The sequence below is a fragment of the Mesorhizobium shangrilense genome (assembly GCF_040537815.1).
Lineage (GTDB): Bacteria > Pseudomonadota > Alphaproteobacteria > Rhizobiales > Rhizobiaceae > Mesorhizobium > Mesorhizobium shangrilense.
Genome location: NZ_JBEWSZ010000016.1, coordinates 27201 through 41563 on the forward strand (window position 1 = coordinate 27201; position 14363 = coordinate 41563).

A 14363-nucleotide genomic window follows, 5' to 3' on the forward strand; every position below is an offset into this window, starting at 1 on the left:
TGCTAGACCTCTTCAAGCGTTGACGAACATGCGAATTCCCGAGCTGTCGCTAAGGCTTCATCGAGGGTGAATTCGGAACGGCGGGCGATGGCAGCACGATCGGGAAAGTCCGTGCGGTAGTGAGCGCCGCGGCTTTCTTCGCGCCGCAAGGCGGCAACCGCGATCATCAGTCCAACTGCTGCGGGATCAGACGCCGCATCGTGACGTTTGGCGAGCGGAAGCAATGCGCTCACGGCCTCGCGCAAGATCTCGCCATCTCGTTTCACGCCAAGGGTGCGTGAGAGGAGAGAGCGCGAGGGAAGTGGATCGGGAGCGGGAATTTCCCGTGCCGTTGATCGTGTTCTGCGACCAATCGGAGATCCCGCTACGCTTTCGGCGACCCAGCGCGCGCACACGACCGCCTCGGTCAGCGAGTTGCTGGCCAGCCTGTTGGCGCCGTGCAGCCCGGTCGAGGCGACTTCGCCGCAGGCCCACAGTCCGGCAACGGAGGTACGACCGTCCCGGTCCACCGCGATGCCGCCCATGTGATAGTGCTGGGCCGGCCGTATGGGAATGAGGTCGCGGGCCGGGTCGATGCCGGCGCTACGGCAGGTTGATGCGATCGTCGGAAACTGCCGTGCGAATGCCGCGCCCGGCTTTTGTCGTCCGTCGAGAAAGACCCGGTGGCCGTTCGCAAGATGCGTCCAGATGGCGCGCGCCACAACGTCGCGCGGCGCCAGTTCCGCGTCCTGCAAATCTTCGAGGAAACGTCGGCCTGTCTCGTCGACGATCGTCGCGCCTTCGCCGCGAACCGCTTCGCTGATCAGCGGCATCGGGCGGTCCGGCCCGTCGAGCGCGGTCGGGTGAAACTGGATGAATTCCAGATCGGCAAGGACAGCACCGGCGCGCGCCGCAAGCGCCAGGCCCTGTCCGCAACTGCCCAACGGGTTGGTGCTGTCGAGGAACAATCCGCCAATTCCGCCGGTCGCGAGGACGACCCGTCCCGTACCCAGGAACACAGGACTCATCGAACAGCTTGCCCAAACGCCTCTGACCGTATTGTCCTCCACCGCCAGCCGCCGCGCCTCCACACCCTCGACGACCACAATGGACGGATGAGAACGTACGGCTTCGACTAGGGCGCGCATGATTTCCTGTCCGCTGCCGTCGCCGCCGGCATGGACGATGCGTCGGCGGCCGTGGGCGGCCTCCAATCCCAGCAGCAGTGCTCCTTCAGGCGTCCGATCGAAGCGGGCCCCAAGGTTCGCCAGGGCTTCAATCGCGTCAGGAGCTGCATTGAGGATGCAGCTTGCGATTTCTGCGTCGCACAGTCCATCACCGGCAGCGAGCGTGTCGGCGAGATGCAGTACCGGATCGTCGTCAACGCCAAAGCTGGCAGCCAGTCCGCCCTGTGCCCACGCGCTCGATGCCTCGGACCCGAGCGGCGTCCTAGACAAAATAAGCACGGGTTCTGCCGCCAGATGAAGCGCAGTCAATAATCCGGCAATTCCGCCGCCTATGATAATAGGCCGGCCAAAGAAGCTGCGGACATCCGCGCTCACTGGTGCACCTTAGGGTGTCTCATACGGCGAGCATCCGCTCGACGGCAAGCCGCGCGCGCTGGGCGATCGCGGGCTCGACGGTGACGACATGCCGGTTCTGCTCGAGCGCTGCGCGGATGTTGGCCAGCGTGATGCGCTTCATATGCGGGCACAGATTACACGGCCGTATGAACTCCACATCGGGATGGTCCACCGCGACATTGTCGCTCATCGAGCACTCCGTCATCAGGACGACGCGTGGCGGCTTTTGCCGTTCGACATAGTCGGACATGGCGGCAGTAGAACCGGAGAAGTCAGCTTCGGCGACTACTTCAGGCGGGCACTCGGGATGCGCCAGCACGATCACACCGGGATGATCCTCGCGCAACTGGCGGATGTCGGCACGCGTGAAGCGCTCGTGAACCTCGCAATGTCCCTTCCAGGCGATGATCTGAACGTCGGTTTGGGCGGCGATGTTCTGGGCCAGATATTCATCTGGCAGCATGATGACCTGGGGAACGCCCAGCGATTCGACGACGGCCTTCGCATTACCCGACGTGCAGCAGATGTCGGACTCGGCCTTCACCTCGGCCGATGTGTTGACGTAGGTGACGACGGGCACGCCGGGATAGCGTTGTCTAAGCAGGTGGATATCTTCGGCGGTAATGGAGTCCGCCAGGGAGCAGCCTGCGCGCAGATCGGGAATGAGCACCGTCTTTTGCGGATTGAGCAGCTTCGCTGTTTCGGCCATGAAATGCACGCCGGCGAGCACAATGACATCCGCTTCAGTTGACATCGCCTTGCGGGCCAGCGCCAGGCTGTCGCCGACGATGTCGGCGACGCAATGGAAAATCTCCGGCGTCTGATAGTTATGCGCCAGGATGACGGCGTTGCGCTTCCGTTTCAGCTCAAGGATGGCGTCGATATCGTCAGCGAACGTCAGCCATTCGGCTGGCGGGATCACGCGCCTGACGCGGTCGTACAGGGACGCGCCCGAAAGCAGCATGGTGCTCATCGAGCCCTCCGGTTATATCCCAGCTGAATATAACGCGTATATATTCGTGGGGAGTATAAGCGGTCAAGCCCGCGGGAGCGGCAATTTTGTCCCGGCTACAGGTCTCTCATCGAGGACGGCGTGGCGGAAGCGATAAAGTTGCGCCGGCCGGCCGCCGGTTTCGGCGGTCGTCTCACCGGTCTCCTCCACCAGCTCCTGCTGCTCGATCAGCCGGCGAAAGTTCGGCTTACGGACGAGCCTGCCTGCGAGTGCCTCCACCGTGCGCTGTAGCTGCAAAAGCGTGAAGACCGGCGGCATCAGCTCGAACACGACGGGCCGGTATTTGATCTTGGAGCGCAGCCGCGCAATGCCCGTCGCCAGGATGCGGCGATGATCGGCGATCATCGATCTGCCCGACACCGAGGTGGGCGCCGCGGAATGTCCGCCGCGTATTGCTTCCTCCACCAGGGCGGCTTCGTAGAGCAGCTCATAGCGCTCCAGCACAAACTCTTCATTCCATGACCGGCCATCGAACCCAAAGGCGATCGCCGCCCGCCGTCGCCGGTCGAGGCGTATCGCTCCGTCCTCAGCGCCATCGGCCCATTCAATGAGGCGCGGCCGCAATTCGTCCAGGACGACCGCCGGTGTGCCGGAGCGGTGATCCTCCCACGGGAAATAGTCGTACCAGCTTCCCCAGTGGCGCCCGGCCGAGCCGCCAGCTTCGTCTTGGTGCGTGAGCGCGAGGTAGCTGATCGAAATCACGCGCTGTTCGCCGCCGATCCGGTCGCGATCGGCGAAGGTGTAGAGCTGTTCGATATAGCCCAGCGGTTGGCCGGTCTGTTGTTCCACCCATCCCCTAAGGCCCGACTGCAGCGAACGATGAGCAAGCTCGAACGGTCCCGAGGGCAGCGCGGCTTCCTCTCCAACGGTGAGAACGCAAGGTCCACCACCGTTCATTGCCACAACGACGGCGATCAGGTCGGCTTTGACGTCGTTGGCCTCAACTGCGGCCTTGCCTTTCCTGATCCCTTTTGCGCGATCGTCCATGGTCCCCGAAGTGGTTGGGCAGAGCTTTGCCGCGTAGGCGGCTGAACCGATTTAATTCGGTTTGTACGATAATTATGGGCGCGTCAACACCACGCGTCGTCGCGATCTTAGCTTTTCGCGGCTGCACAAAAATGTGCCAAATGCTACAGCCGTGGTTGGTAACCTTGGGGAAGGGGGCGTCCATCGAGTGCGGGACCGCCGGGTCATATGTGTAGCGCTTCCGGCCTACATTAGCGCCGACTTATGATGTATAATGGCTGTGATAACATCAGTAGCCGCTTGGGGACCAGTGGGGTGAAGCTCGAGACCTTTCACAGATTCAGATGGACATGCTTCTTCGCACCAATGGGCACAGGTTCGATCGATGGGATGTAAGGGAGCCTACATCGCGTTTGCAGGTGCGAAGAAGCAGTTTTCGTGTTCCTCGGTCGGATGCAGGCAGATGTGGAAATTGTCGTCGCCGGACCGAATGACCACGTCGTATGGCACGAAGTAGCGATTCTGATGAGTGACTTTCCGATGGTCGCCTGGTCGCAAAATGATCTCATAGCCATAGGGTCGCGGTGTTACTGTTATGCTGGGAATTTTACCGCACTCTCCGGTCACCGGGTCGCCGTGACAGCAGGCCGGTGGATAGGTCCAGCTATCAGCGCTGTGCGCAAACGCAGAGACATCCTTGAGCGCTGCAGCCGCGACGATCACGCCTGCCACGCCCGCTATGCGTCGTGTTCCGACCGCATTCAGCCACGCCCCATCGGACCCGTTGCCGCAGGTGAGCTCCGCTTAGACGACTGCTCCATCCCGGCTTCAGCGTCGGGCGCGGCGGTAGACCTTTCAGACGCCGGATCTCATCCTTCAGAGCCGCATTCTCGGCGCGAAGCCCGGCGACATCTGCCCGCAACTGCAGGATCACGTCGAGCAGGTCCGCAGGGGTCAGCGTTCGAGAATCTGGTGGCTCCGCTATGGCCGAATGGAACCACGCCGCTCGCCAAACCGCCACCCACCCCAACCCGATACACCCGAGTCATAACGCCGCGTCTGCCACCGGTTTTGCCCCGGCTACCTCAATTTCAGGTAAGCATTTGATTTAGTTTCTTTTTATTTAAACAATCGTGGAGAAGCCCCCGGATATCGAAGGGAACTTGAGCGCATGATCCCAAGATGAAGGTGTGACATCGGATTTTCAATTTAATGGAACAACGATCCTGTCCCGTCAAATAGGTTGACGCGTTCTTCGTCTCTTGCAGATAATTGTTCCAGTTTGGCCGCGCCGCTGCGAAAAATGAGGAAACCAACAACCAGAAAGTATCCAAGTTGCAGGACCAAAGCGCCGAGTGCAGTCCAAATCAATGAGTACCAAGACGATCCGGTCACATAATATGCCAAAATCAGAAGAACTGTTAATACAACTGTCGCGCTAACTACAAACCTCGGAAAATACATTCTTCCCTCCAAACGCCTGCCCAGAAAAAGGGTCCGTCTGCCCCAATCGCATTGCCTATCGTCTCATCTTTTCCATTTGGTGGCAAGCGGGTCACAGAATATTGCTCCAATGGGATGGTATATCATCCGAAAAAGTACAATGACTGCAACGTTCTGAGAAGACTACACTCTCCACCAAGTGGCGAATCCTATCGCGAAGACGGTTACGACGATCCAGAACACACACGTCTCGTCCCCGCTTCGGCCAGATTTCCCATCATCGAACAAATCGTAACCGCGCATTCCTCCAAGCGTCAGCATTCCACAGGACAATAGGAACAATATCAATAAGCTCATGAGCGAGGGGGGCAACATGGCTCAGTCTAGTCTCCGCTGGAAAACTCTCTGGACATACTATTAGAGTCGGTAACGCGTATCCACGGCCTATCGCGTACTCGACCAGGCTTGAGCGGTCGCGGGATCGCTTTCACCACTGCGTGAACATGGCTTTGTGCCTCGACATGCACGCTACGGATGATCTTCGTGCCGTCCATCTCTTCGACCTTGAAACTTCCCATCGACCTGCTTTCCTCGCTCCGACCAATTACCAAAATTCCGAAACGAAAGAACTCCATGGACCGCATCTTTCGTGAGCGAGAACGCAACGAATCGCTAGACCCGCGCCCGTGGCGTGGCAAGAAGCCGGCTGGGTTTTTGGCGGAGACATTGATGCCGGATCATGACGTGCTTTGCATCGGCAATGCCCTTGTCGAGATCATCACCCAGTGCGACGAGGAATTCCTCGAGACCAACGGCATCATCAAGGGCGCGATGAACCTCATCGACACCCAGCGCGCCGCCAGCCGCATTGGCCTGGCGTTCGAGGCGTCCGGCGGCAGCGCCGGTAACACGGCGGCAGACGTCGCCAGCTTCGGCAAGGTCTCCAACGGTGTTCTCGGCGAAATCTGTGCACATGACATCCATGCTCAGGGCGTCGCTTTCGACACCAAACCACTCAAGGGCGGGCCTCCGACGGCGCGCTCGATGAACACATATCTGGGCGCTTGCCTCGAGCTCGGACCGTAGGATCTTGAGACCGACAAGGCTTCGGGCGCCAAGATCACCCATTTCGTGGGTTATCTGTGGGACTCGCCGCGCGACAGCTACCGCTGCCGCGAGACCGAGCAAGCAGTGTTGCTGAAGGCTGTCTGAGGTAAACGGCAGGTTCGCGACCCAGCCTTCGCAGGCTCTCAGTGTGTTTGAGCTCGAAAAGGCAGGCACGTGCGTTTTCGTCCGGTGCACGGTGGTTGCTTTTGATTCAGCTAAGGAAGGCTCGACGCTAAGCTCAGCTGTAGTGAAGTTCTCGAACTTTCTGGACTGTTTCACTGGAATCCCAGCCCCAAACGGTTTGCTCCCAAAGGATGACCGAACGTCGCCCAAGTCACAAACCCGACTCCGCGCGCGTTTAGTAGCGTCGCCCTCGGCCAAGTCGTTATCGTGAACTGGGGCACACCGGTTACGGCATTTTGTCGCATGACCATCTCTTCATTTCTGCCGATCCAGGCGAATCCGGCCTTCCGGCCTCGATTCGAATGGCGGCTGAGGGCTCCTTTTCACGGATAATTTCAGGTTTGAACCTCACGTTACTATTGCTTTTCGACCGGCGGGAAGGGCTTGCGGCGACATTCACTGGATTGATCTTGCCGTGGGAGGGCGGCGACGGCCCCGAGCGATCCCGGTTTCGGCTTCCTGGGAGTCCTCAGCAGGCGTTCGAATCGGTGACTAGTCCCCATGAGCCTTCCGACCGCTCCCGGGGACTCGTGGCTTGCCTTGTGACGAACGGTCGACACCATCGCGAATGCGAGCATGACCATCGAGACGTGGCGATGCCATCCGTGCCAAGAGCGGGTTTCGTTATGGTCGAGGCCCAGTTCGTTCTTCGCCGTGCGAAGGCCTTCCTCGATAATCCTGCAACATTGCTGCACTGCGACCAGTGTTTCGATCTCGGTTCCCGCTGGAGACCAGGTTGAAAAGTAGCAGAGAGCGTGGTTCGCATCGCGTCGGATCAAGAGCCCTGGCGTCCAGAGCCCGGAGCGCGTTTTATCGTATTCCGCGACGTCCAAGTTAGTGAACGGGCAGTAAGCCCATGATTCCGAGCCCTGGAGCGCCTCTCCTTGGGGCAAGCTCCGCCAGAGGGAGGGGTCGAGATTCCCTGCGATATCTTCGGCCGTGCCGCCTACTGGGAAGAAGCGATTTCGGGAAGCGAAATGATGGTTAGCGTTGACGGCGAGCACATAGCCCTTGCACCGGCCTCGCAGGGTCATTTCGATGTCGACGCTAGCGTAGATGCGGTCAGTGGCTACCCAGCTTAAGGGTACGTCGGCAGCGACGGTGCGTGCGATCATATCCAGTGCCAGGCGGGACTTTGTTGCGAAAGTCTTGCCGGCAGGCACCTGGGTCCGCGCCAAGCGGGCAGGGTCATCCGTCCAGGCCCTCGGAAGATACAGCGCGCGATCAACGAAAGCATGCCCGTGCCTGGATGCATAGGCCGCAAACACGCCGATCTGGCAGTTGGCTATCTTGCCAGTCGAGCCGTCGACCTGCCGCGCTACTCCGCACGAAGTGTTGCCTTGCTTGATGAAACCCGTCTCGTCGATCACGAGGACCGCTTCGTTGTCGGCCAGCGTTTCAAGCGCGTATTTGCGCACGATGTCGCGTAAGGCGTCTGCGTCCCATTTTGCCCTTCCGAGAATGGCCTGTTGGCGCCACGGCCCGGGGTCACCCGCAGCCTCGGCCCGCATCCAACCGGTCTTGCGATGCTCGTCCCGGAGCAGGCCTTCAAGGAACAGTCCTGCCGAAATCGCCACGCGTTCCTGAGGGAAAAGCCCGCTGATCCGGGCCTTCACCTCGCGTATTGATGAGGCCCATATCTCGAATGTCGTTTCAATCGATTGAACCATCGCCAATAACCCCTTTTGGCCGCCCGTCACGGAATCGAAGAAATAAGTACTTCACCTATGAAATGCAATTGTAATACTTATCTCTTTCTCGATTGCTTTTTGCCGATAGCAGTAAGGACATGGCGGCAATTTAGGCGTCACACAAATCTCATATTATCTTGTTCGAAACAAGCTTGACTTGGCAAATCCTGATTGCCATAACCCAGACGCAATCGAAAGTGTAAGCATCGACGCGAGAATGGCTTTGGGTATCACGTCACAACATTAGCCACACGTAATAAACGCTGGTCATATGTGAGTCAGGACTTCGTGTATTCTTTACATGAATCCGACATGTTCGAAGTATTGTCCGTGAGTAGTCGCGCTAGCAGTTTCCCAACTCTATGGCCCACGACGTTCTCTTGTGTTGTCGGATGGGAGCATGAATGGGACAGGACGCCGATCGGAACGCGTGGACGTATGCGTATCTCAGTGCAGCCGATTTCTGCTCGAATGCACCAAACGGGTTACGGATCAGTACTTCGAAACCAGGGGGGAGAACTGGGATGACCAGCTGGATAGTGTGCCGCTTGCGAAGATTTATGGTCGGCGCGTGGGAGACTTTTTCGGGAAGCTCACGCTTGCGGCGGCGTATTTTGATCGACGGATGAGCATGACCCACCTTCATGCCGCCGATTGCTCGGCCGGACTCTTCGACGTCAGGCCGTCGGCGCCGTACCGCATGGCGCGCGGGTCGGAAAGCCTTTCATAAATGCAGCGATGGGCAAGAAAAGGGTCACTTGAAAAGTGGCGTAATTAATCCATGCTTTGGCTTGTCGGAACTGGTCCCATGGCGCGCGATTACGCCTTGGTCCTTAAAAATATAGATATACCGTTTACTGTTGTCGGAAGGGACGGTGAGCGAACTGCGATCTTTGCGCGCGACTTCGGTTGCGATGGTATCTCGGATGGAGTGGGCCATGCTGTACGCATAGCATTCCGTGGCGAAGTTGCTATGCCTAGCTTTGCCATTGTCGCGACCCCCGTTGATACCCTTGCCCCGCTTACGGCGCTTCTCGCTGATATATGTCCTCAGATTCTCGTGGAAAAGCCGGGCGCGCTTGAGGCGGCTGAGATGGAGGCAATATTTCGGCATCCGCGTATAGCTAGCGGAGTGACCTCCGTCTTCGTTGGTTACAATCGCCGTTTTTTGGCGAGCGTAAATACTCTCCGCAATCGATTGGCCGAAGAAGGATCGGTTCTCTCCGCAAGCATTGAATTCGACGAACCGGTTCCGCGAATCGAATCGCTTGACACCAACGCAGCAATTAAGGCGCGCTGGGGCTATGCCAATGCCTCTCATGTCTTCGATCTTCTCTTCTATCTCTGTGGCCGTTCCGTCGAGCTACACACCGTCGCGTCCCAGCCGGTGGATCCTGCGATTGCATGGCATCCAGGGCACTCGGTATTCCTGGGAAGCGGTCTTACATCAACAGGAACACGTTATGTATACCACGGCAACTACGCCTCGGTGGGACGCTGGCGCATTGCGATGAGTGTTCCTCGGCGACGGTACATACTGATGCCGCTTGAGACTTTGAAGATGGTCGAAGGGCCGTCAGTCGCCGAGCAAGATGTGCCGTTATTGTATAGGGATGACTCCAATCTCAAACCTGGTCTCAAGGGACAGGTTGAGGCTTTCCTCTCAGGCGACCCTGCAGCCCGCTTGGCCACAGCTGCATATCAAGCTTGGCACCTTCGTCATCTCGCAACAGTCTTTGGATATCCCCTGTGACCTCCCAGATCCTAAAAATAGACGTTGCATCGCACTCTTCAGTTCTCGCAGGAATAGGTGGCCCTGACCACCGCCGGGTCGGCAGTCCCCCGGTGGTAGAGGGTGCACGAGTGGCGGTGGTTGGGCTCGGTCTGATGGGCGCGCGCCACGTCACTGCAGCGCTACGTCGTAGGTGCACTATCGTGGGACTTGTTGATCCCTCCGCCAAGCCGCATGCAATCCAGTTAAATCCTGATCTTGCTTCGCTTCGCTGCGACAGTCTGGCAGAGCTTCCGTCCGATAATGTGGATCTCGTCGTCATTGCCACTACGGCAGACCTTCATCATAGGCTCGCGATAGAGGCAATCGGCCTTGGCTTCAGGCGCATCGTAATTGAGAAGCCTGTCTCTCAATCCGTTGATGAAGCAATCGATATCAAGCTCCGATCGGAGGACAAAGGCGTTCGCGTCATAGTCAATCATGGGAGACGCTATTGCGACGCCTACGCGCGCGTACGTCATCTGAAGGAGGAGATGGGCGATATTAAAACTGTTACGTTACGATTTGGCGGGGGGGCACTGGGCTGTGTCGGCACCCATTGGATAGATCTGGCGAACACGCTGATCGATGCAAGAGCGACCCATGTCTTTGCTACCGAAACCCAGCCCGCCGACAATCCGCGTGGGATGCGTTTTAATGATCCGGGCGCAAGTTTAATGATTGTTTATGAAAATGGAGCGTCTGCTTTTATTGACACCCGTGATGATGTTGGGTTTATGGGGGGAGCAGCGATTTCTTTCTCAAAGGGCGAACTGACTTGGACCGAAGAGTTCGGTCCTTGGACACTTCGCCGACGTCGCGGAGCAGATTTGGAACGGCCGCTTGCTCGTTACGGAACGCCGTTGTTTGCATCTCCTTTCTCCCCCAGTGCCACTGCACTAGATCCAAACGATATTCTCTGGCGACATAATGGCGAACAGGCTGTTCTTGGCTATGCCCAGAGCGCGATGGACGATGCGTTGGGGGATCATCCTCCGATTTCGGGAATCGACGCTGCCATTCAAACGATGCGTATTTACGCGGCGGCTCGAGCCTCCCACGTTAGCTGCAATTCGGTCTGCATTGATACCATTGATCCGGCCTCTCTGGCAGCTCGTTTTTCCATTCCCTAATGTGTTCCTCCCTGTGAAAATTGGACATCGTGTATGTCATTGCAAGTCAGAAACGGGGTGGGAGAGCCTCGAGACCCTTCGACCTATATTGAGCCTGATAGCCACACTCGGTCGGGAACGATGTCGCGCCAACATAAGCAATTCGCATGGGGACGGCTTGTTCTTTTCCTGACAGTTGCGGTAGCGCCCACCTTAGCAGCCGTTATCTACTCACAAATCGCAGCCTCGCCGATTTATGCTTCAGAGGTTTCTTTCGCGATACGCTCACGAGATGGGCAGTCCTCAATCTCAGGACTTGGAGCACTTGCGGGTAACCTCGGTGTCGGACTCGCTGGATCGAACGATATTTATGCAGTCCGCAGTTATTTGCAGTCGACGGGCCTGTTTGAAAAGATAGACGCCGCAACAGGTTTCAGCACCGGTGCTGCAAAACATGATCGCGATTGGATCGTTCGTCTGCCAGACAATGCTTCGACCGAAGAGAAATTAGCCTACTATCTTTCTATGGTTCAAGTGAAAATCTCCAACGTCGAGCAAATTGTGACCATCCGTGCAGAGGCGTTCTCGCCGGAGGATGCGAGGACATTGGCGACGACCCTAATCCTTCGCACTGACGAGTTCGTAAACAAACTGAACGAGCGCGCCAAGCTCGATTTCGTAGCCTTCGCGGAAAGCGAGGTGAGGAAAGCTGAAGATCGTGTTAGCCGAACTCGTCTTGATATCATGCAATGGCGCAATGCTAATCTCCAGGTGGATCCCGAGAAGGCGGTTGAGTCTCAACTCACTATCATCAGCGGCCTCGAGACTGACTTGGCGAAGACGCGAGCTGACATCTCTCAGATGGAGAACATGACGACCGATGTTCAGGCGCGCATGCGGCTGATGCGGCTGCGCGAGCAAGCTCTGGCCAAACAGATAGAAGAGGAGCGGGCAAAGATCACCGGCAGGAATTCAGCAATGGCTACGATGCTGTCTGAATTTGAGCGACTCCAGATCGAGCGTGACCTGGCCGAGAAGTCCTATGCGACAGCGCTCGAGTCGCTCAGGGCGGCGCAGCAAGAGGCTACGCAGAAGCAGAAGTACATCGTCGTCACCGCAGATCCCTCACTCCCACAAGACCCGTCTTTCCCGCGCCCAATATTTCATCCGGCGATTGTTGCCGCCTCGGGGATCGGTATTTATCTTGTGCTGATTTTCCTTTTGTCTCTGGCGCGTGATTACCGTGACAGCCGCTAACGCTGCGGTATCCGCCTGTTCAATCCTTCTTCTCGGAGGGCCTGTCGGGCCCTTCTTCGCGAATCTCGCCCGAGTTTTGCGTGGCCGCGGGTTTGTGGTTGAGCGTTGCATGTTCAACCCAGGCGATCACCTGTTCGGCCTCGGCGGCGCGCTGGCATTGTCACCAGGCGAGGTCGAGACACAACTAGGAGTTCCGCCCTGGCATGCCGCAGTCGTCTTTGGTGTTGATCGTTACAGACACAAGATCTTCTTTGATGCTCTCCGCGCCAGAAATGTTCCCGTGCTTTGTCTGGAAGAGGGATACATCCGGCCCGGTTTCGTGACATGCGAATGGAACGGTTCTCATCACCATTCTCCTCTTCGCATGAGTCCAAATGTCGAGAGAAGAGATCATCTAGATCTTTCTGACGTTATGGAGCCGGACGAAGGGTGCTGCCATGGCTTACGTCAGGCGTTGTTCGCCATTGCGCAAATCGTATGGCTCCGTGCGTTCATTCCCCTCATGGGCGGAACCTGGCACCGCAAACGAAGGCTTGCGAAAGAGGCCTTGTGCTGGCCGCTTGGATGGACGCGACGGGCTCTCCATCGGCGTTCGGACGCGCGTGTTTTGAGGGAGCTGGTCAAGGCTGGCACGCCTTATCGCGTGGTGGCACTTCAAGTTCACGACGATGCCAATCTAGTAGCCAACGGGGAGGGGTGGCGTGTCGAGACAATGATCAAAGAGCTCTTGGCAGCCTTCTCTCACCACGCGCCACCTGAGGAGCATCTGCTTTTCAAGATTCATCCCCTAGACGCGGGGCATCTGGACCATCGTTCCATCGTGGCTAATAGTTTAAGCTGCCACGTCAATGCCAAGCGAGTGCATGTCGTTTGCGACGTGCCGTTGGGGGAAGCCGTAAAGGCGTCTAGCGGACTTGTCACCATCAATTCGACTTCGGGCCTCTCGGGTCTCCATCACGGCGTTCAGACAGATATCCTTGGGCAGGCCTTCTACGAAGGCAACGGACTCGCCCGGCACTGCCGCGATCTCATGAAGATTTGGACATCCCCTCATTCCCCCGATCCGCGTAGCGTCGCAACCCTACGAATGCGCATCTACACGCACGCTGTCATCCCCGGCTCATTTTATGGCGCCGGCGCTATGGAGCGTCTCGCTTGGCGCGTAGCGAGTCGCTTGACGACCGGCCTGCCGCGGCCGTCAATCATGGACAGAGAAGCTTTGAACCAGGAGTTCAACCCCAACAAGAGTTCATAGAGCACCCAAATCATGTCGGATCTTTATAGGCGAACTGCACGCGTTCGTCGCCATCGATCGCACTTCGATATTCGCCTTCATTGAACTATACGAAGGCCAAAACAGCGGTCGCGATAGAGTTTCATCTCAGTTGATCCCGGTTGCCGCCTGCAAGAATCGTAAGCGCTGTCCCGTTGGCACCTTTCGCGCGTTGTCGTGAGCGACGATGCTCGGAGCCTTTGAGGGCTTCGACACATGACGATTTCAGAGCTTACGCTTAAGTCCAGGGACGAGGAGCCGGTTCGACGGCTTGAGATATTCACGGGTTCTGGACGGCGGCGCGAATGGTTGCCGGAGGAGAAGGCGCGGATCGTGGCGGAAAGCTACGATGCTGGCGGGACCGTGAGCGCGGTGGCTCGGCGACATGCATTGTCCCCGCAGCAGCTGTTCGCCTGGCGCCGGTTCGCGCGGGTGCCGTTGGCGAATGCGCCGGCACCGGAGCCGTTGTTTGTTCCAGCGGTGGTCGCGGCACAGGAGCCCGAACCGGCGGGGAAGCGCGCGAGATCGACACGGAAGCGGAAGGCCGCGCGAGAAACCGGCGTGATAGAGCTGGAGATTGACGGCGTCGCCATGCGGGTCGGTCGTGGCGCCGACGCCAGGACGGTGGCGGCGGTGATCCGTGCGCTGAAGGCGCCGTCGTGATCGGGCCGACGGGTGTGGTCAAGGTGATGGTCGCGACGAAGCCGGTGGACTTCCGCAAGGGGGCCGAGGGCCTGGCGGCGCTGGTGCGCGAGACGATGGGCGCCGATCCGTTCTCTGGCGCGGTCTACGTCTTCAGGGCCAAGCGCGCCGACCGGGTCAAGCTGGTGTACTTCGACGGCACCGGCGTGTGCCTGCTGGCGAACTAACTGGCTTCATACTACAGCCCTTTCCTTGAGATCGGAGCATTTTGAGGAGTTGAGTCGGCGGATAGCCTCTGCCCGATGGGCAAGCTGGTTCCATCGGCTGGATTGTTTGGCTGGGAC

General features: G+C 58.2%; 11 protein-coding genes and 2 pseudogenes. 7 read left to right on the forward strand and 6 right to left on the reverse strand.

Annotated elements, in window-relative coordinates:
• Positions 1-2: 2 nt before the first annotated feature.
• The 5 genes from ABVQ20_RS39280 to ABVQ20_RS39300 all read right to left on the reverse strand — a co-directional run bounded on the left by ABVQ20_RS39280 (position 3) and on the right by ABVQ20_RS39300 (position 5004).
• A complete protein-coding gene (locus ABVQ20_RS39280) occupies positions 3-1541 on the reverse strand; it encodes an L-aspartate oxidase (RefSeq protein ID WP_354465159.1) in 1539 nt (512 codons plus the stop codon).
• Positions 1542-1560: 19 nt separating this feature from the next.
• Positions 1561-2535: a quinolinate synthase NadA gene (nadA, locus tag ABVQ20_RS39285; protein WP_354465160.1), complete on the reverse strand. Its 975-nt coding sequence runs from the start codon at positions 2533-2535 to the stop codon at positions 1561-1563.
• Between the two features lie 63 nt (positions 2536-2598).
• Complete coding sequence (locus tag ABVQ20_RS39290) at positions 2599-3561, reverse strand: NUDIX hydrolase (RefSeq protein WP_354465161.1); 963 nt, start codon at positions 3559-3561, stop codon at positions 2599-2601.
• A gap of 381 nt (positions 3562-3942) precedes the next feature.
• Positions 3943-4272 (reverse strand): hypothetical protein, encoded by a 330-nt coding sequence (locus ABVQ20_RS39295; protein WP_354465162.1) that lies wholly within the window; start codon positions 4270-4272, stop codon positions 3943-3945.
• Positions 4273-4749: 477 nt separating this feature from the next.
• Entirely contained in the window at positions 4750-5004 is a 255-nt protein-coding gene (locus tag ABVQ20_RS39300; RefSeq protein WP_354465163.1) for an exopolysaccharide production repressor protein, read from the reverse strand.
• A gap of 708 nt (positions 5005-5712) precedes the next feature.
• Between ABVQ20_RS39300 and ABVQ20_RS39305 the strand changes: the two are divergent.
• Positions 5713-6165: pseudogene (locus ABVQ20_RS39305) on the forward strand (carbohydrate kinase family protein); the annotation flags it as partial.
• Positions 6166-6794: 629 nt separating this feature from the next.
• On the opposite strand, the pseudogene ABVQ20_RS39310 reads toward ABVQ20_RS39305, so the two are convergent.
• Positions 6795-7943: pseudogene (locus ABVQ20_RS39310) on the reverse strand (IS701 family transposase); the annotation flags it as partial.
• A gap of 829 nt (positions 7944-8772) precedes the next feature.
• Between ABVQ20_RS39310 and ABVQ20_RS39315 the strand changes: the two are divergent.
• The 6 genes from ABVQ20_RS39315 (at position 8773) to tnpB (ending at position 14246) form a co-directional block, all read left to right on the forward strand.
• Complete coding sequence (locus ABVQ20_RS39315) at positions 8773-9717, forward strand: Gfo/Idh/MocA family oxidoreductase (protein WP_354465165.1); 945 nt, start codon at positions 8773-8775, stop codon at positions 9715-9717.
• 116 nt (positions 9718-9833) lie between these two features.
• Positions 9834-10868, forward strand: coding sequence for a Gfo/Idh/MocA family protein (locus ABVQ20_RS39320; RefSeq protein ID WP_354465172.1), 1035 nt, complete (start codon positions 9834-9836; stop codon positions 10866-10868).
• Positions 10869-10988: 120 nt separating this feature from the next.
• Positions 10989-12104, forward strand: a complete 1116-nt coding sequence (locus ABVQ20_RS39325; protein ID WP_354465166.1) for a KpsE/RkpR family capsule polysaccharide export protein — start codon at positions 10989-10991, stop codon at positions 12102-12104.
• 109 nt (positions 12105-12213) lie between these two features.
• On the forward strand, positions 12214-13359 hold the full coding sequence (locus ABVQ20_RS39330; RefSeq protein WP_354465167.1) for a capsular polysaccharide export protein, LipB/KpsS family: 1146 nt from the start codon (positions 12214-12216) through the stop codon (positions 13357-13359).
• Positions 13360-13593: 234 nt separating this feature from the next.
• On the forward strand, positions 13594-14040 hold the full coding sequence (gene tnpA, locus ABVQ20_RS39335) for an IS66-like element accessory protein TnpA (protein ID WP_354465168.1): 447 nt from the start codon (positions 13594-13596) through the stop codon (positions 14038-14040).
• Positions 14037-14246, forward strand: a complete 210-nt coding sequence (gene tnpB / locus ABVQ20_RS39340; RefSeq protein ID WP_354465169.1) for an IS66 family insertion sequence element accessory protein TnpB — start codon at positions 14037-14039, stop codon at positions 14244-14246. Before tnpA ends, tnpB begins: the two co-directional genes overlap by 4 nt.
• Positions 14247-14363 lie beyond the last annotated feature (117 nt).